We start from the raw sequence: 16,851 nt of genomic DNA on the forward strand, positions 1-16,851 counted from the left end.
GATTTACCCAACAAATTATTGTCTTCTGATTTTTGCCTTTTGCTTATGTCATCATGATAACGTTTACCAAGAGGAAATAGTTGATGCGGATAGCGCACTACATGAATGGCTTGACTTATCCCGGCGGCATTGCTTCCTATATCCATCGTATTACTAAAGCTCAATTAGCAGCAGGAAATAGAGTTTATTTATTCGATACTCTGCCTATTAAAACTGATTTAGTACCGACAGATGATCAAATAGTTATCTGTGATGATGATCTCTACAAACAAGCAATATCCTTACAAATAGACATTCTTCATTTACATACTTCTGTTAGCAAGCTACCACCCCCGGAACTGGCAGTAGTGCGTACTGTTCATGGTAATAATCCTTACTGTCCCAGTGGTTCACGCTATCTAAAAAACTGGGGGAAACCATGTGATCGCACTTACAGTTTACCTGGTTGTCTGTGGGGACATTTTATTGATCATTGTGGCAGCATTAGACCCAAAAATTTACAAAATGGATTTCAAAGTTTTTGGCAGGATATGGAGACTCTGAAAAGTATACCAGCGATTGCCAATAGTGAATTTGTCAGACAACAAATGATTCGCGCTGGTTATAACCCCTCATCAGTGCAAAAACTCTACTACTTTGTACCAGAAATTTTAGATTACTTTCCACCACCCAAAACAGATATTCCTCATTTTGTTTTTGCAGGGAGAATTACTCCCGAAAAAGGGTTACACTGGCTACTCAATGCTATAGCTAAGGTACAAGTACCAGTTCATCTTGACATAGCAGGTACAGGAAATCAAGAACAGGAAAAGTTGTTGATATCTCAAATTCAGCAATTGAAATTAGAAGATAAAGTAACTTTACATGGTTGGGTTGATGCAGTCAAAATTACACAACTACTACAACAGGCAAGAGCTTTAATTTTCCCTTCTGTTTGGCATGAACCAGCAGGTTTTGTAAGTTTAGAAGCTGCTGCTGTGGGTAGACCAATTATTGCGAGTCGGGTAGGAGGAATTCCTGAACATATAGAACGCTTAAAAAATGGGTTGCTTGTGGAAGTAAATGATATTCATGGACTAGCACAAAGCATAGAAAATTTAGCCGAAAATTGGAATTTAGCTCAAGAAATGGGGCTAACGGGCAGAAAAATGGTAAAAGAAAATTTTGCCATGTCAGATCATCTACAAAAATTAATGCAGCTATACAATGAAATTGGCAAGATAAATCTAAAATCGGAATAAATCAGAATTGAGTACCTGTATTGATTAGTGGTAAATATGCTGATTCTCGAAGAGGAAATCGCCGTATATGTTCCAGTCTTTCTAAGATTGCTTCCCAATCACCAGTAGGAACAACATAACCATTAATTCCTTCTTGGACATACTCCTTCATTCCCGTATCTTCTGTAACAATCACAGGTATTTTACAAGCCAGTGCTTCAACAGATGCATAAGCATACCCATCTTCATAACTAGGATGAACATAAACATCTGCTTTCTGTAAATGAGGCAAAGGATCGCCAGGGATAATCTTAATCCGTGAATCTTGACGGAGGCAATTCTCTAAATAAATTCTCATTCCACGAGTAGATGAACCACCGACCAAAGTTAGTTCCACATTCCCAGTCAGTTTTGAGAATGCTTCCATTAAGACAGGAATTCCTTTCATCACTGATAAGCTACCTGTATAAACAATCCGAAAGATACCGTCATTTGGGTAATCAGTAGAAGGTTGAAATCGAGGGTGTGGATAACAACAACATTGAACTAATTTTTGTGCCGGAACTCCTGCTGTTAAAAATGACTGACGAATATATTCAGAAGCATAGTAGATAGTATCGCTCATTTGATATTCCTGGATATTTTTTTGGCATTGAATTTCATTCAGCCAAGTTTCTTCAAATGGATACTTAGATATAGCTTCTCGATGTTTACGGATGACATTATTGACATGAGAATTAGCAGAAACTAATGATAATTGTTGATATTTTAATTTTGAAGCCCGATAAAAACTGTTCAGAGACTGACCATTAAAGCCAAGGAAAACTTGTCCCGGTTGCAGTTGATGAGATACTAACCGATCAAAGATTTCAAAATTCAAATAGCTTTTCCATCCTGGACTAAATCTAATAGGTGTGTATTTAAAAATAGGTGCAATAATTGGGCTAGAAACCAAACGCTCTTCTGGTTTACCAGATGTAGGGGGACTAGCGTAATAACATGACAAAATATCTTGACTAATAGCATCATCAACTAAATTTTTTAAATGCTGTCCTAATCCTCCAACCCCATAGGGAGCGTTACAAGAGATCGTGATCATTTTATTCATATATTTTTAGTCTTTTTTAAGCTTTTTTCCAAAACTACGTTAAATTCTGCCGCCCGATTTATATAACTTAATTCCTGTTGTAAACTGGATCTGTCAAACAATAGAGGTTGACCAGAAAATTTAGCATCAACTAATTGAGTAATTACCTCTGACATTCCATTGACATCATTGGGAGCAACTAACCAAACTCCTGGCTTTCCTTGAAGATAATCCTAGTTTTCTCCTGGAGATACAGCAGCTAAAATTGGGCGATCGCTCATTAAATATTCATAGGTTTTAGCAGATATTCTCCCCCCCGCAGAGTCATCCATACGCATGGGTAAAGTCAAAAATAATAGGTCAGCTTGACAGGCAATTTTAATAGCTTCGCTGTGAGGTATAGCTCCAAAAACAGAAACTACATCTATTAGATTTTGATTGTTTAATACATTTTCTACTACTTGTTCATTAAACTGATTACCATAAATATTGATACTAACTTTATCTTCCCAATCAGGACATTTAGCAATTACCTGTTTAACAGCTTTACCTAGAAAAACAGGACTCGAAGTTTTATAATCTAATTTAACAGTTTCATATTTGCCTAATTTTATCCACCACCGATAAATATTCTTAGCTATTTTGATCAAACTTTTGTTTTCTTCCTGTAGCTGTAATACATCATACCAACCATTCATTTCGCCAATATAAACAATTGAAAATCTATGATCTATGTTGTTATTTATTTGGGAATAAATTGATAAAAATTCATTCGTATCTGCACCATACCTAACTAAATTTAATTTATTTTGATTGCCAAGAGAAAGTTGTTTTTTCAATCTGTTTAGATTGTGATCTGAAACATAAATTACTTGGTCAGCTTGAGAAATATAAAAGTTTTCTAACCACTTAGTCAAATAGTAATGAAGCCTACTAGGATATATAGGGTGCATATCTGAGCAAGTGAGAGAATCATCAAAATTTAATACCAAGGGACATTTAAGTAACCACTTTAAATAAATCCCCACTAAACCAGCACTATACGGCATCATAAAAACTACAATGGCATCTATTTTATTTTCTTTTGCTATTTTTAAACCATGCCAAATAGCAGGAATTAACCAAAATATTTTATAGTCTGGAAAAATAAACCACTCTAGTATTTTGTCAAGTTTTAATTTGAGGATGAAGGTAATTAGTAATTTTGGATACCAACTTTTTACATAATGAATTGTTCCACATCCATCGCTCAGATAGGCATTATTAACTTCAGTAATAACTTGCAATTTCCATTCTTCTGGTAAATTTTGGAGAATTTTACCAGTACGAATAGCAGTTGGAGTTACTTCTGGTGGAAAACTATTGCAAATACAAATTAAATTTTTAATCATTTACTGACCTGAAAAATCTTCTTCAAAAATCATTTTTGATTCTCATTAATACTACTTATAGCTTTTCTCCATCTCATGAGGTAGACGCTAATTGATTACTGTTCCCTGTGAAGAGTTCCCCGTTCTCTAAGACTAAAAAACTCTGTACCTCACTAGCTTTGTAAATGCTATATTAAGACAACATCAAACACTTTTATAGTTAGCAAATCCTCGATAACTAAGCATTATATTAAGTAATAGGGGAGGTATTTTAGAAAAAAGAGTAAAAATTATCACTCCTTGAAGAGTGGATATATTTAAGTGCATTAACAGTATAGCTTGCCAAGTTAATGTAATTGGTATATCAATCCAACCATACTCAATCCATGCTTTAGATAAATTAAGAGAAGAAATCATATTAATTAAAGAATTTACTACTGTTAAGGTAACTATCATCAATAATTCTTTTCTCAGGTGACTATATTTATTGCCGAGTATCCAAATAATTTGTTCTGGGAAAATATATACAATGGCAATCATTAATATTCCAAACAATCCAAAAATACCTAATATTTGGAAATAACGACGACGTAAAACCTCAAGGGATTGACAACGGGAAAACCCTGGTAAGACAATTGTTGTCATGATAGAATTTATAATTGCAAAAATTACCCCTATTCTTCCCAAAGCACCTAGTTCAGCAACACTTGTTGTACTACCGAAAATACTGATAATAAAAATACTTAATTGCCCTTGAATGCAAAAGAAAATACTGTTAGGTAGTGAATGTTTAATTGTGGAAATTATAAATTTACGATCTTCTTCATTAATAGCATCTGAGTTAACAATTTTCACAATATTTTGACTAGCTAACCGCCCCAAAAATAAACGCTGTAATCCTGACACTAAAGAGGCAGATGCAATTGCTACTATACCATTCCAAAAACTTAAATATCCTAATCCCATAAATATAAGTCTGGAAATTGCGGCAAAAACATCTAAATATTGAATTTGGCTAATTTGAGAATAAAGTCTAGGTACTACAATCAATAGACCATTGGTGAGTTGAAAATTTAGCCCTATAAGTACAGCAATTGTGATCAAAACAGCATAACTTAATGAAGTTCCATTCCGAATTAACATCCAAATTAAAATAGGTGTGACTACCGTAACGGAAATTGCTGCTAGAAAATAGCGTAACTGCATCGCCGTCTTGATTAATTGGCCAAAACGATAACTATCTTGCCAAACTTTACCCCCAATAGCAGAAAGTCCTGTACTGATTCCTGAGTCAGAGAGTACATTCATGACTGCTAACATAGAATTAGCAATAGTATAATAAGCATATTCTTGTTGACTAAGGGTACGCACTATAAAAACTCCACTAGCTAGGGTCAAAGCTTGAACTAGAATTTGAATAGAGACAAATTTGCTAAGTACCTTAGTCCAATGAAAAAATCTAGGAGGTAAGAAAGGTAGAGACATCTACTTACTTTCCTGGTTTTATTAATATACAGATAAAACTAATATGGTAGTCAGTTTTAATACAGCATTACATCTATACGAATAAATGTCAAGTATTTTTATATACTTTCTCAGTTCATAAAACTACTACCCCATTGTCAAAATTATATCAACTTAGATTGAAGCTGCATAGAAAAGAGCTTGGAGAATAACAAGATCAAAAAACAGCCGCCCCCTTACGGAAGCGGCCGTTATTTAAACTAGGAAAAGATTTTAGTAATCGAAGTCTCCAGCACCAGCACCAGCAGCAGGAGCAGCATCTTTAGGTTCTGGCTTATCAACAACGATACACTCAGTTGTCAACACCATACCAGCGATAGAAGCAGCGTTTTGCAGAGCAGAACGAGTTACCTTAGCGGGGTCAACAATACCAGCTGCCAACATATCAACGAATTCGTTGGTAGAAGCATTGAAACCAATATTGAATTCCTTCTCTTTCACTCTTTCTGCAATTACAGCGCCGTTTTGACCAGCGTTTTCTGCAATTCTCTTCAGAGGAGCAGGTAAAGCACGAGCAACGATTAAAGCACCAGTCAACTCTTCATTCTTGAGGTTGCTGTTAGCCCAAACTTCCAACTGAGGAGCGAGGTGAGCCAAGGTTGTACCACCACCAGGAACGATACCTTCTTCTACAGCAGCCTTGGTAGCGTTGATAGCGTCTTCCAAGCGCAGCTTCTTGTCTTTCATTTCGGTTTCGGTAGCTGCACCAACTTTAACCACAGCTACACCACCAGACAATTTAGCCAAACGCTCTTGGAGTTTTTCCTTATCGTAGGAAGATTCGGTTTCTTCCATCTGACGGCGGATTTGTTCACAACGAGCCTTCACTGCAACATCGTTACCTTCAGCAACAATTGTGGTGTTGTCTTTGGTGATGGTGATGCGGCGAGCTTTACCCAGGCTATCTAGCTTGGTGTTATCCAGTTTCAAACCAGCATCTTCAGTGATCAGTTGACCACCGGTTAAGACAGCGATATCTTCCAGCATAGCCTTACGGCGATCGCCAAAACCAGGAGCTTTGACAGCAGCCACATTCAGCACACCGCGTAAACGGTTAACTACCAAAGTAGCCAAAGCTTCTTTTTCGATATCTTCAGCGATAATCACCAAAGGACGACCGGAACGAGCTACTTGTTCAAGTACAGGTACTAAATCTTGTACTAAAGCAATTTTCTTATCGGTTAACAACAAGTAAGGCTCATCAAAAACTGTTTCCATCCGCTCTGCATCAGTAGCGAAGTAAGGAGAGATATAGCCTTTATCAAAGCGCATCCCTTCGGTGATTTCCAGTTCGGTGGTCATAGACTTTCCTTCTTCCAAGGAAATTACGCCTTCTTTACCCACCTTATCCATAGCTTGGGCAATCATGTTACCGACTTCTTCGTCGTTACCAGCAGAGATTGCACCAACTTGAGCGATCGCCTTAGAATCTTCTACAGGACGAGCGTGTTCAGCAATTTTTTCCACCAAGAAAGCAGCAGCTTTATCAATACCGCGCTTCAACAGAATTGCATTAGCGCCAGCAGCTACGTTCCGTAAACCTTCTTTAACAATTGCGTGAGCCAAAACGGTAGCGGTGGTGGTACCATCACCAGCAGCGTCATTGGTCTTGGAAGCAGCTTGGCGAATCAAAGAAACGCCAGTATTTTCAATATGGTCTTCTAATTCAATTTCTTTAGCAATAGTTACACCATCATTTACGATCTGTGGTGCGCCAAATTTCTTCTCTAGAACTACGTTGCGACCTTTAGGTCCGAGGGTGACAGCTACAGCCTCAGCTAGAATATCAATGCCTTTTTCCAAAGCACGACGGGCGTTTTCGTTGTAAATAATGCGCTTTGCCATAATCTGTGTAATTCTCGAATTGGTTATTAGTTAGTTGTCAATTTTCAGTTCTCAGTTCTTTGAAGGGGTGTCACTTAATGCCGATTCAAAACTCAAAATCCAAATTTTGACTTTTGACTGGTTACTGAGCGAAGTCGAAGTATTGACCTTTGACTTGTTTGACCCCTCATCACTTAATTAGCTCACTACTGCTAGAATGTCTTTCTCAGAAAGCAGTACATATTCTTCAGTTCCGAGCTTAACGTCAGTACCAGCGTACTTGGAGTACAGCACTTTATCACCGACTTTAATTTCCAATTCTTGACGGCTACCGTCATCATTCCGCTTGCCAGGTCCAAGGGCTACTACTTCACCTACTTGGGGTTTTTCCTTAGCGGTGTCGGGCAAATACAAACCACCAGCGGTCTTTTCTTCAGCGGCGGTCACTTTCACAAAAACGCGATCGCCCAAAGGTTTAACTGTAGATACGCTTAGAGATACTGCTGCCATAATTTTAATTTGTTCTCGCTTGTTAGCACTCTCGACTCCTGAGTGCTAATTTACCGAAAAGCAGCAACAAATGGCAACAAGTTTTCCTGTACGGGTTTCCGAACTAGGGATTGGGTGCAGAGGGGCAGAGGAGAATAATATCTTTATTGATCATCTATTCCCTATTCCCTATTCCCTCTTAACTGTCACCTGTCACCTTCTTGCTGTCACCTGCCACCTTCTTCCTGAACTAAAAAGTTACTTTACCTAAAGTACAAATGCCTAATTGTTGTAGTTGTCAGGTTCTGTTGCGTAAGTAATGAATATTTTTATATGGACAACTTTTATTTGCAAAGCTGAGAAATTGTTATAGAACTGTAATCAGGGAGTCGCTAGATGAGTAACAATACAGTGAGCTAAAGAAGTGCTGTCCAATCCCCAAAACTACTAAAGCCAAGGAACTCAAAGCCCTAAGTAATTGCGTGGACGCTATAGGATGAGCAAATCTTCACCGAACAACTTTATCTTTGTTCTGAGCAGACAGTTGCTTACTATCGGGTCAAAACAGGATAATCTGGAATTCTGAGAATGCTGGAAACAGCAACTCAAAGAGCGACACATCAGCCCATTTCACGAGCGTCATTCCTCATGCATCTTCAGAACTAAAACCAACTGCTTGCGTGTTTGTTGTTCTAGGCAGATAATGGTAGTTTACCCAGATGGGGTCTGGTATAGCCAAACAAAACCGGAAGTCATTGAGCGGATCATCCCAGAACACTTAATCGGCATAATGGTGGTTGAAGCATAAGCATTTTTAACCCATCCTTTGCCAGAAACTTTCCCGGTTTCTTGTGAACCTCTAATTGAGGCTTAACATCCAAAGGATATAGTAGAGCAACAGTGAGCAAATGAAAGTGCGGGTGAGTTTTGAGCTAGGGTCATCTTCAGCTAAATACTGAACTTGTGAACCAAACAGATTATGATTTAATCAGGTTTTTTAGCCCGCCCCTTTCAAAGCGATATATAATAACGCATTATAAATACTATTGCTCTCCGTATCCTTACTGGATTTTTGCCACCTAGCTACTAGTTTATTGAAAGTGTCCGTCACTTTTGAGACTGCTCGGCAGCAAAGGCAAGTTAAGCGGGAAAAAAACAACATCTCAATAATCCACCATAGAGGATAACTATTCAAGACCTTGATGGATCGAAGCGCGACAAGTGCCACTGCTATGAAAGAGCCCAGCATGAAAGATCACAAACGACTTCTATTGATTGATGATGACCCTAACCTCATCTTGCTGGTGAAGGATTACTTAGAGTTCCGGGGATACGAAGTCATCACGGCTGAAAATGGACGAGAAGCTCTGGAGATTTTAGAACATGATGTTCCAGACATGATCATCTGTGACGTGATGATGCCGGAAATGGACGGATACACTTTTGTGGAACAAGTACGACAAAATGAACGTACAAGTTGGATTCCCGTTCTCTTCCTCTCCGCTAAGGGACAAAGTGCAGACCGAGTTAAAGGACTAAATAAAGGTGCTGACGTATATATGGTCAAGCCTTTTGAGCCTGAAGAACTCGTTGCACAAGTAGAATCCTCACTTAAGCAAACTATCCGGTGGAAAGAACACCAAGCCAAAGGAGGGGAAAATGGTTCTCGTATCCAAGTTCCCTTCGATGTGCAGCTAACGCCAACTGAACTGAAAGTAGTACAGTTCGTAGCTAGGGGTTTAGCTAACCGGGAAATCGCTGAAGAATTAAATGTTAGTCAGCGTACTGTTGAAAGCCATGTTTCCAATATGTTGGGTAAAACCAATCTTCACAACCGTACTGAACTAGCACGGTGGGCGATTGAAAATCAAATGGCTTAAAAGCTAGACTGATTTGTAAAGTTCTAAAGTTTTGAGTTTTGGGTTACAGCGTCCTAACTCAAAACTCAAAACTGGATTTTTCTTTTGCATTCAGTCTGGAAGTTTGTAATTTATGAATTGTGAAGTGAAAATTTGGATTTTTTAAATTTAAACTTCATAATTCATAGCTTATGATAATGTCATCAAATCCTATCTTCCAACCCAGATATCACCTAAAAATATTAATACATTGACTCACGCAAATTATCCGTCTCAGTAACTGGCAACAACTGTAAGGTATGTATAGCATTGCACAATAATCCAAAGTTCCTCCTCTAGCACGATTGCTGGTATGTTTAGCTTGAGATAAAAGGGCAAAATACCATCTTGAGTCTAAGTTGGAATTTTTTTATACTTGCTTTGTTATTCAATACTAATCAAGCTTGATGGGCAGTTCTATCACAAATTCTGTGCCATAAGCGGGATCAGAACAGACATAAATATTACCTTGATGCTTCTCAATAATTTGATAGCTGATGGCTAAACCTAGACCTGTTCCTTTGTTCACTGGTTTAGTGGTAAAAAATGGATCGAATATTTTACTTTGCAACTCTGGACTAATGCCAGGTCCATTATCACGGATAGTAATTTTGATTTTTTCATTATCTCTTCTTTGCGTTTGAATTACTATTTGTTTTTGTTCTTGTTTTTCTTGTTCTAATAAAGCATCAATAGCATTACTAAGAATATTCATGAAAACTTGGTTGAGTTGGGCTGGATAACATTCAACTAAAGGTAAGTCTCCATATTCTTTAATTACTTCAATTTCTTGTTTGAGACGATGATTTAAAATTAGTAGCGTACTGTCAATACCTTCGTGCAGGTTAACAGATTTTTTATCAGCTTGGTCTAGTCTAGAAAAGTTGCGTAAAGATAAAATAATTTCCCGGATGCGATCCGTTCCCATTTTCATTGAAGAAATTATTTTAGGTAAATCTTCAATAATAAAATCAAGATTAACGTCTGCAATGTAATTTTGAATAACAGGATTTGTAGAAGGATATTCTTGTTGGTAGATTTTGATTAAATCTAATAGAGCCTGAATATAATTTTGCAAATGAATAAAGTTACCGTGAATAAAATTAACAGGATTATTAATTTCGTGAGCTAACCCCGCAACCATTTTCCCCAAACTAGACATTTTTTCTGTTTGGATCAGTTGAACTTGGGCGGTTTGTAGTTCTTTTAAAGTTTGCTCTAGTTGTTTGGCTTGTAGTTGGGAAGTGGCGTTTGCTGCTGAGAGTGCTTTGAGGTTGTTATAGGCTTTGGAATGGTAACGGATACGGGCAATTAACTCAACTACATCCGGTAACTTAATCAAATAGTCATTTGCACCCGCAGCAAAAGCATCTGCCTTAATCTGCGGTTCTTCTTTGCTGGATAGCATGACAATAGGAATGTCATGAGTTGCTGGATGAGAGCGAAACCAACGTAGTAGCATTAAGCCATCAATATCAGGCATGACCATATCTAAGAGTATCACTGTAGGAGCAATAGATATGGCTTTTTGAATAGCCTGTGCAGGGTCGTCTATATAGTGAAATGCAATATCTTTCTCACTGGATAGTAACCTGCAAACTGCTTCACCAATAATCAGTTGATCATCAATTAATAGAACTGTAACTACATCTGTATTTAAATTGACTCTGGGTGGCCTGTATTGCAGTTTATTTTCCTGAATCAAACTTGGCAATGATGCCTTATTGATGAGCGGTGTGAGTGGGAGGGCTGTAGTTGTGGATATCATTTATTAGCTCCTCATTAATATTATTTTTATTAAAAAATCGGATATATATTTTTTACCCTATACTTAGCATAGCCTTTACTGATTACAAAAAGTTTTTAGTTTGCAATTCGTAAACAAAATAACACTGTTGACTCTCCTGAGAAAGCCAGTTTTTGTGGAATTTTTTTTAAGTAATTATGGGGGTTTATTTAAAAATTCAAATTATAAAAATTTAGTTTTTAAGTAAATTTACGTGATTGATATGGAAATTGAGTTTGATGTTTGAACAAATTCTCTATACATCTACCATCTGGTTAAGGATTTTGTACAGGCTTGGGCGATCGCTTCAACTGGTAAAATTTCTGTTGCTGCGCCTAATTCCACTGCGGCTTTGGGCATACCATAAACTACACAGGTTTTGCTATCTTGGACAATTGTGTGCCAGCCTTGGTCTTTCAGTAATTTTAAGCCTTGAGCGCCATCCCGACCCATACCCGTCAGTAATACTCCTATCCCTGTTCCTTGCCAATATTTAGCCACACTGGAAAAGAAGACATCAACTGATGGATGGTAAAAACTATTTAGAGGTTCTTCTTGATAGTCTAGGGTTTGGTCAGAACGCATAACCAGATGATAGTTTGTGCCAGCAACTAAAACTTTGCCCGGAGTTGGTAAATAACCAGGCATCGCAAGACTGACAGGCAAAGAAATTTGCCCATCTAACCAAGTAGCAAAGCCTTGAGCAAATTGGGCATCAAGATGTTGGACAATAACAATAGAAGCATTTAAATTCTGGGGAAACTGGGACAGAATAGTAACTAATGCTTGGGGTCCACCTGTAGAAGAACCAATAACTATCAACGGTTGGTTTGGTTGTGAAGAAGTTTTGGGTTGGAGTGGTGCCTCAAATTGCGATCGCCCACGGGAAGACTTACCGATTAATCTAGCAATAGTGGCAATTTTTTTGAGTAATCTGGTGCTACTCTCTGTCTGTTCACCTAAACCAAATGCTGGTGTGTTAACAGCGTCTAAAGCGCCATAACCCATTGCTGCAAACACCTTGGCTGCATAACGATTGACACTGGCTGTCACCATGAGAATAGCACAGGGAGATTGACTCATGATGCGCTGTGTAGCTTCTACCCCGTCCATATTTGGCATCAGCACATCCATCAAAATTAAATCTGGGGTATCTTCTGCACACTTGGCTACAGCTTCTACACCATCATAAGCAATCCAAGCTAAATCATATTCTGGTACTTTTGCTAAAATGCGCCGCAGTGCTTCTACAGCGATGATTAAATCATTAACAATAGCAATTCTCATAAAACAGTCGTATTTGATTTGTAAACGAATTTATGAAAACATATATCCAATAGCCAGTCTATTTTACAATGGCTATTTAAAGCAATATCAAATTAAGGTTTTAATTTTTTATTTCTTAAACGAGGAGATTGTTTTATGGAAAGAATAAATTACTCGCAAATTATTCAAGATATTTTAAGCAATCATTCTATTAATGATATAGCTAATGGTACAGAAATTCAATTGCTTTTTGACACACAACGTCATCATTATCCAGGATTAAATATTGGTTGGAAATAGCAAATTATAACTTATGGAGTGATAATTCATGTTGATATTAAAGATGATAAAATCTGGATACAAAGAGATGGTACAGAACTTGGTATTGCTAATGAATTAATCGCTGCTGGTGTACCTAAAGAAGATATTGTTTTAGGATTTCATGCTCCTTATAAGCGGCAATTTACAGGTTTTGCGGTGGGATAATTACTGCATTATTATCTTCTTCTCTTTTTTTCTCCTCATCATCATGCAAATTAGAAATATAAGCCGGAAGTTTACCAAAACTAATTCTTTCTACATATTTAATGGCGCGATGTTCTTCCAATGATGTTTGAATTAATGTGTTTATTAACAACCGAAATTTATTAACACCTGCTTGAGATGGTGATTTTAATTGTGCAGCTAATAAACTAGAAATTTGCAGTATCAACTTAATATTAGGAAGGTTAGGTTCATTTTGTTCAAGAACCTGAAAGTTTTTATTAATACAATATTCGTTACCTACATGGGAATAGTCAGTCAGTGTTTGTAATAGTTCTGGTTTCCAATTAAGAATTAGTTGTTTTATTCCTGGGATTTTATTTAATAAAACAGCGATAATTTTCGGTAAATTAGGAATGAAATCACCGATATTTCTAAATCTATATATGGGAGTATCAAGAATTAATTCTATTGTGCTAACTGGTGGTGCGCCAAATGTATAAGTTTCTAATGTATAAGGTGCAATAGGTTTTAATTCGGTTTCACTAATTCGTTTAGTAATTAATGTAGCCGCAGCACCGCCTAAACTATGTCCAGTGACGAAAATATTTTTGTTGGCGTTTTCTTGTCTTTGGATAAAGTCTTGTAATTGTTGCCAGAAACTTTTAACATAAAGATTAAAACCGGAGTGAATTGCTTCTGAATTTGGGAATGCTAGTAAGTTAAAGAAGTAATCATCTAATCTTTCTGTACCTCTAATAGCAATGACAATATCATTTTCTGTTGATAGGAGTAAACCACAACAAACTAATTCATCGGTATCACTTAAAGGACGTGGTGCTGAGATAAATTCTATGGTTTGATATGCTGGGAAAAATGATGGAGTACCTGTTTTCAGGATATCGCTAACTATATCATTTCCTTGTTTATAGGCGACGTAAGCAAGTTGAGAAATACAAGCCATTTCTAGGGTGCGTTGTCTGTCGGTGGATGTTTTCATGTTGGTTAATTTTTGGGTGGGTTAATCTAGTTTCCTGTTTTCTGACTGGGAATACTATTATTAAAACAGTATATGATTTTAACATAAAATAATTATAACCATTTTCTATAAATAGATAAATTCAACTCCGAATAAAAATTTGGTATTACATATTGAAATCCCAAAAACTAAAAGGCTAATCCGAGCTTCCGACAACGATGTTTATCTTAGAAGAAATGCAGAAAATAAACGTCAATCGGAGGAAGGTATTAGACAAATCTTGTATAATAAAGGTATAGAATCTTTTGAAAATCAAACTGTTGCTGATGTAGAAATAGACGAATTAACGCAATCAAATGTGATGTTAAATTTTATTAGCAATAATGATATTAACTCAGAACCTTTACATTTTTTAAATAAACAAAAATTGATACGTAAAAATTTACCTACAGTATGTGGAATATTATTATTTTCAGAACTTCCACAAGCAATAATTCCTAAAAAATGTGGTATTAAAATCTATAGATATAAAACTATGGATGATGAATGTATTAGAGAAAGTTTAGCATTTAATCCAATCACAATCGAAGGTGATATATATAGTCAAATCAAGAGTGCTGTTGAAAAAACAAAAGAGATAGTAGAGTCAATACCGAAATTAAGTGATTGTGGGTTGGAAAAAGTAAGTTATCCTATAGAAACAGTTCATGAAATAGTTACTAATGCAGTCTTACATAGAGATTATAGTCGGGGTGAAGATATTCATATCAGAATATTTGATAATAGGATAGAAGTTGAAAGTCCTGGGAAATTACCAGGACATATTACTGTAAAAAACATTCTTGATGAAACAAGTTCCAGAAATAGTAATTTAGTTAGAATAATTAGTAAGTTCCCAGATCCACCTAATAAAGATATTGGCGAAGGACTAAATACAGCTTTCAGAGCAATGAAAATGTTAGGTTTAAAGCAGCCAACAATTGAAGAAAAGGAGCATAGTGTTATAGTCTATATACGTCATGAACTTTTGGCATCTTCGGAACAAATTATTTTGGAGTATCTAAATAAGCATGATCAAATAACAGTTTTCACAATTAAGAGGCTATGTCATTTTAAATCTGATAATGATTATAGAAAAACCATGAAAGGATTAACTAAAAGAAATTTAATATCTCGCGTAGAAAATACTAAGGGTAAAAACACTGCATATCGCATAGTAAAAGCATAATAATCCTGGTAATTTAGAGGTCAAAAATGGCTTTATTGACTTGAAACAAGCCTTAAAAGACCAAGGAGCAGAAATTAGACAATTAATTGAACAGGTAGCCCAAGATATCAAATTTGAACAACATCGCACAGTTTTAATTAGAGCCTATGGTTTATTTGTGCAAGCAATTAACCGTTTACGTTCTGCTATGCAATTACAAGATATTAGCCGCAGAAATGCAGAAATTGACGCTGTTAAAGGAATGCTATTTGAAGCTTTAGCAGATTATACAAATCCGTATTTATTAGAAGATACTTGTGCGCCTGGACAACTGCGCCGGTTAGAATGTTCTTGGGCTATTGAACAAGCAATTATTACAACTTATCAAGTCCAAAATGAAGTTTCCGCAGTGAGTGATCGCTTGCACCAACTCCAAACTAAAATATGTGAAGATGCCCATACTGTAATTAATCAATGTGAATCACACGACGAACTTGATTTTCTCTTTCCTGAACTTACCCGCATTCATAATCATGATTTAGTAATCATCGAATCATGGCAAAATCATGTAGATTGGATTAAATCTCTACCTCCAGCAGAATTAAAACTTTTAAATAGTGCTGATTTGAATAATTCAGAAATTACCCAAACTATAACTAATTCAGAAATACCACCAGAACAAATCAGCTATGAAAATATAGCCGAAAAGTCTCACTTTTATTCATTACGTGATCAATTATTATTTATGTTTGCACCAGAATTACGTCGGGAGTATGAAAATTATGTGAGTCAACAAGCTGCGAATTCTGGATATAGAACATTAGTTACATCTAATTTACAACAAGCATCAGATTTAACAGTTGCAAATCTTTTTCACTACTTTAAGATTAGAGATGAAGACAACCATGAGCAAACAATATAGAATATATTTAGATGCTTGTTGTTTAAATCGTCCCTTTGATGATCAAACACAATCCCGCATTTACCTAGAAGCACAAGCAATCATCACAATTATAAATCAATGTCAATCAGGAACGTGGAAACTAATTAATAGTAGTGCTTTAATTTCCGAATTAAACCAAACACCTGACATAGATAGACTACAAAACGTGAAAAAATTACTCTCCATTGCTAAAATCAAAGTTATTAATAGCTCTTTTATTGAAAACAGATCCGCCGAACTCCAAAAATTAGGATTTTCTAGTTATGATGCTACTCATATTGCCAGTGCAGAAAGAAGTCAGGCTGATGTATTTCTAACCACAGATGATAGACTTTTAAAAAAAGCACAAACAAATTCTCCATTAATTAACGTCAAAATTAACAACCCTGTGCAATGGTTAACAGAAGTAATACAAACAGAGGAAAGTAATGATGAAAACCCAAAATGAAATTATTAAACAAGGTTATGATGCCTTAATTAACTCTCTAGGAATTACTGATACTATTCGGTTTATTCAATATTTCAGTCCTGGTAAGGGAGACTATACTAAAGAACGTCATCAATGGTTAGATGAAAAAACTTTAACAGAAGTGTTAGCAGAAATTCAACAATTGGAAAAAGAAGATACTAATCAATATGAGGAAATAATTGAGTAATAATATTCACTAAAAAATCTAATTAGGGTTTGCTGAATAAAGCCAAAAGCCAGATAAATAAAGAGTTTAAGGGTAAGAAAAAAGGAACAAGGTGCAAGAAAAAGGGGTAAAATAGGTAA

Annotated in this window: 14 protein-coding genes and 2 pseudogenes; 7 read left to right on the forward strand and 9 right to left on the reverse strand. The window is 36.2% G+C overall.

Annotation, left to right across the window (positions count from 1 at the left end; all coding sequences use genetic code 11):
* Positions 1 to 83: 83 nt before the first annotated feature.
* Entirely contained in the window at positions 84 to 1,241 is a 1,158-nt protein-coding gene (locus A0J48_RS15805) for a glycosyltransferase family 4 protein (RefSeq protein ID WP_200324624.1), read from the forward strand.
* Between the two features lies 1 nt (position 1,242).
* On the opposite strand, the gene A0J48_RS15810 is transcribed toward A0J48_RS15805, so the two are convergent.
* The 6 genes from A0J48_RS15810 to groES form a co-directional block, all read right to left on the reverse strand.
* Positions 1,243 to 2,319: a glycosyltransferase family 4 protein gene (locus tag A0J48_RS15810; RefSeq protein WP_234300953.1), complete on the reverse strand. Its 1,077-nt coding sequence runs from the start codon at positions 2,317 to 2,319 to the stop codon at positions 1,243 to 1,245.
* 5 nt (positions 2,320 to 2,324) lie between these two features.
* Positions 2,325 to 2,483, reverse strand: a complete 159-nt coding sequence (locus A0J48_RS15815; RefSeq protein WP_200324628.1) for a hypothetical protein — start codon at positions 2,481 to 2,483, stop codon at positions 2,325 to 2,327.
* A gap of 57 nt (positions 2,484 to 2,540) precedes the next feature.
* Positions 2,541 to 3,698: a glycosyltransferase gene (locus A0J48_RS15820; RefSeq protein WP_200324630.1), complete on the reverse strand. Its 1,158-nt coding sequence runs from the start codon at positions 3,696 to 3,698 to the stop codon at positions 2,541 to 2,543.
* A gap of 183 nt (positions 3,699 to 3,881) precedes the next feature.
* On the reverse strand, positions 3,882 to 5,162 hold the full coding sequence (locus A0J48_RS15825; protein WP_200324632.1) for an MATE family efflux transporter: 1,281 nt from the start codon (positions 5,160 to 5,162) through the stop codon (positions 3,882 to 3,884).
* 252 nt (positions 5,163 to 5,414) lie between these two features.
* Positions 5,415 to 7,046 carry a chaperonin GroEL gene (gene groL, locus A0J48_RS15830; protein ID WP_200324633.1) on the reverse strand — a complete coding sequence of 544 codons (1,632 nt, stop codon included), beginning with the start codon at positions 7,044 to 7,046 and terminating at the stop codon, positions 5,415 to 5,417.
* Between the two features lie 177 nt (positions 7,047 to 7,223).
* Complete coding sequence (groES, locus tag A0J48_RS15835; RefSeq protein ID WP_200324635.1) at positions 7,224 to 7,535, reverse strand: co-chaperone GroES; 312 nt, start codon at positions 7,533 to 7,535, stop codon at positions 7,224 to 7,226.
* Positions 7,536 to 8,716: 1,181 nt separating this feature from the next.
* On the opposite strand from groES, the gene A0J48_RS15840 reads away from it, so the two are divergent.
* Positions 8,717 to 9,394: a response regulator transcription factor gene (locus A0J48_RS15840; RefSeq protein ID WP_010997804.1), complete on the forward strand. Its 678-nt coding sequence runs from the start codon at positions 8,717 to 8,719 to the stop codon at positions 9,392 to 9,394.
* Positions 9,395 to 9,806: 412 nt separating this feature from the next.
* On the opposite strand, the gene A0J48_RS27620 is transcribed toward A0J48_RS15840, so the two are convergent.
* Complete coding sequence (locus A0J48_RS27620; RefSeq protein WP_200324637.1) at positions 9,807 to 11,180, reverse strand: ATP-binding protein; 1,374 nt, start codon at positions 11,178 to 11,180, stop codon at positions 9,807 to 9,809.
* Positions 11,181 to 11,462: 282 nt separating this feature from the next.
* Entirely contained in the window at positions 11,463 to 12,485 is a 1,023-nt protein-coding gene (cheB, locus tag A0J48_RS15850; protein WP_200324639.1) for a chemotaxis response regulator protein-glutamate methylesterase, read from the reverse strand.
* Between the two features lie 135 nt (positions 12,486 to 12,620).
* Here cheB and A0J48_RS15855 point away from each other — a divergent pair.
* Positions 12,621 to 12,950 (forward strand): annotated as a pseudogene (locus A0J48_RS15855) (element excision factor XisI family protein).
* Here the strand turns inward: A0J48_RS15855 and A0J48_RS15860 are convergent.
* Entirely contained in the window at positions 12,928 to 13,947 is a 1,020-nt protein-coding gene (locus A0J48_RS15860; protein WP_200324641.1) for a lipase family protein, read from the reverse strand. The pseudogene A0J48_RS15855 and the gene A0J48_RS15860 overlap by 23 nt on opposite strands.
* A 139-nt stretch (positions 13,948 to 14,086) precedes the next feature.
* Here A0J48_RS15860 and A0J48_RS15865 point away from each other — a divergent pair, with 139 nt between their 5' ends.
* The 4 genes and pseudogenes from A0J48_RS15865 (at position 14,087) to A0J48_RS15880 (ending at position 16,732) form a co-directional block, all read left to right on the forward strand.
* Positions 14,087 to 15,154, forward strand: coding sequence for an ATP-binding protein (locus A0J48_RS15865; protein ID WP_200324643.1), 1,068 nt, complete (start codon positions 14,087 to 14,089; stop codon positions 15,152 to 15,154).
* 13 nt (positions 15,155 to 15,167) lie between these two features.
* A pseudogene (locus tag A0J48_RS27060) lies at positions 15,168 to 16,055 on the forward strand (hypothetical protein); the annotation flags it as partial.
* Positions 16,039 to 16,524, forward strand: a complete 486-nt coding sequence (locus tag A0J48_RS15875; RefSeq protein WP_200324645.1) for a PIN domain-containing protein — start codon at positions 16,039 to 16,041, stop codon at positions 16,522 to 16,524. The pseudogene A0J48_RS27060 and the gene A0J48_RS15875, both read left to right, overlap by 17 nt.
* The gene (locus A0J48_RS15880; RefSeq protein ID WP_234300954.1) at positions 16,505 to 16,732 is read left to right on the forward strand and encodes a hypothetical protein; all 228 of its coding nucleotides are present in this window, start codon (positions 16,505 to 16,507) and stop codon (positions 16,730 to 16,732) included. The genes A0J48_RS15875 and A0J48_RS15880 overlap by 20 nt, the downstream gene beginning before the upstream one ends.
* Positions 16,733 to 16,851: the final 119 nt, after the last annotated feature.

This window comes from Sphaerospermopsis aphanizomenoides BCCUSP55 (assembly GCF_001586785.1).
Taxonomy (GTDB): Bacteria; Cyanobacteriota; Cyanobacteriia; order Cyanobacteriales; family Nostocaceae; genus Sphaerospermopsis_A; species Sphaerospermopsis_A aphanizomenoides_A.

Excerpts from the sequence above, each read along its gene's own strand:
- A0J48_RS15805 (WP_200324624.1), top strand. The coding sequence starts at position 84 with ATGCGGATAGCGCACTACATGAATGGCTTGACTTATCCCGGCGGCATT.
- A0J48_RS15810 (WP_234300953.1), bottom strand. The coding sequence starts at position 2,319 with ATGATCACGATCTCTTGTAACGCTCCCTATGGGGTTGGAGGATTAGGA.
- A0J48_RS15815 (WP_200324628.1), bottom strand. The coding sequence starts at position 2,483 with ATGTCAGAGGTAATTACTCAATTAGTTGATGCTAAATTTTCTGGTCAA.
- A0J48_RS15820 (WP_200324630.1), bottom strand. The coding sequence starts at position 3,698 with ATGATTAAAAATTTAATTTGTATTTGCAATAGTTTTCCACCAGAAGTA.
- A0J48_RS15825 (WP_200324632.1), bottom strand. The coding sequence starts at position 5,162 with ATGTCTCTACCTTTCTTACCTCCTAGATTTTTTCATTGGACTAAGGTA.
- groL (WP_200324633.1), bottom strand. The coding sequence starts at position 7,046 with ATGGCAAAGCGCATTATTTACAACGAAAACGCCCGTCGTGCTTTGGAA.
- groES (WP_200324635.1), bottom strand. The coding sequence starts at position 7,535 with ATGGCAGCAGTATCTCTAAGCGTATCTACAGTTAAACCTTTGGGCGAT.
- A0J48_RS15840 (WP_010997804.1), top strand. The coding sequence starts at position 8,717 with ATGGATCGAAGCGCGACAAGTGCCACTGCTATGAAAGAGCCCAGCATG.
- A0J48_RS27620 (WP_200324637.1), bottom strand. The coding sequence starts at position 11,180 with ATGATATCCACAACTACAGCCCTCCCACTCACACCGCTCATCAATAAG.
- cheB (WP_200324639.1), bottom strand. The coding sequence starts at position 12,485 with ATGAGAATTGCTATTGTTAATGATTTAATCATCGCTGTAGAAGCACTG.
- A0J48_RS15860 (WP_200324641.1), bottom strand. The coding sequence starts at position 13,947 with ATGAAAACATCCACCGACAGACAACGCACCCTAGAAATGGCTTGTATT.
- A0J48_RS15875 (WP_200324645.1), top strand. The coding sequence starts at position 16,039 with ATGAGCAAACAATATAGAATATATTTAGATGCTTGTTGTTTAAATCGT.
- A0J48_RS15880 (WP_234300954.1), top strand. The coding sequence starts at position 16,505 with ATGATGAAAACCCAAAATGAAATTATTAAACAAGGTTATGATGCCTTA.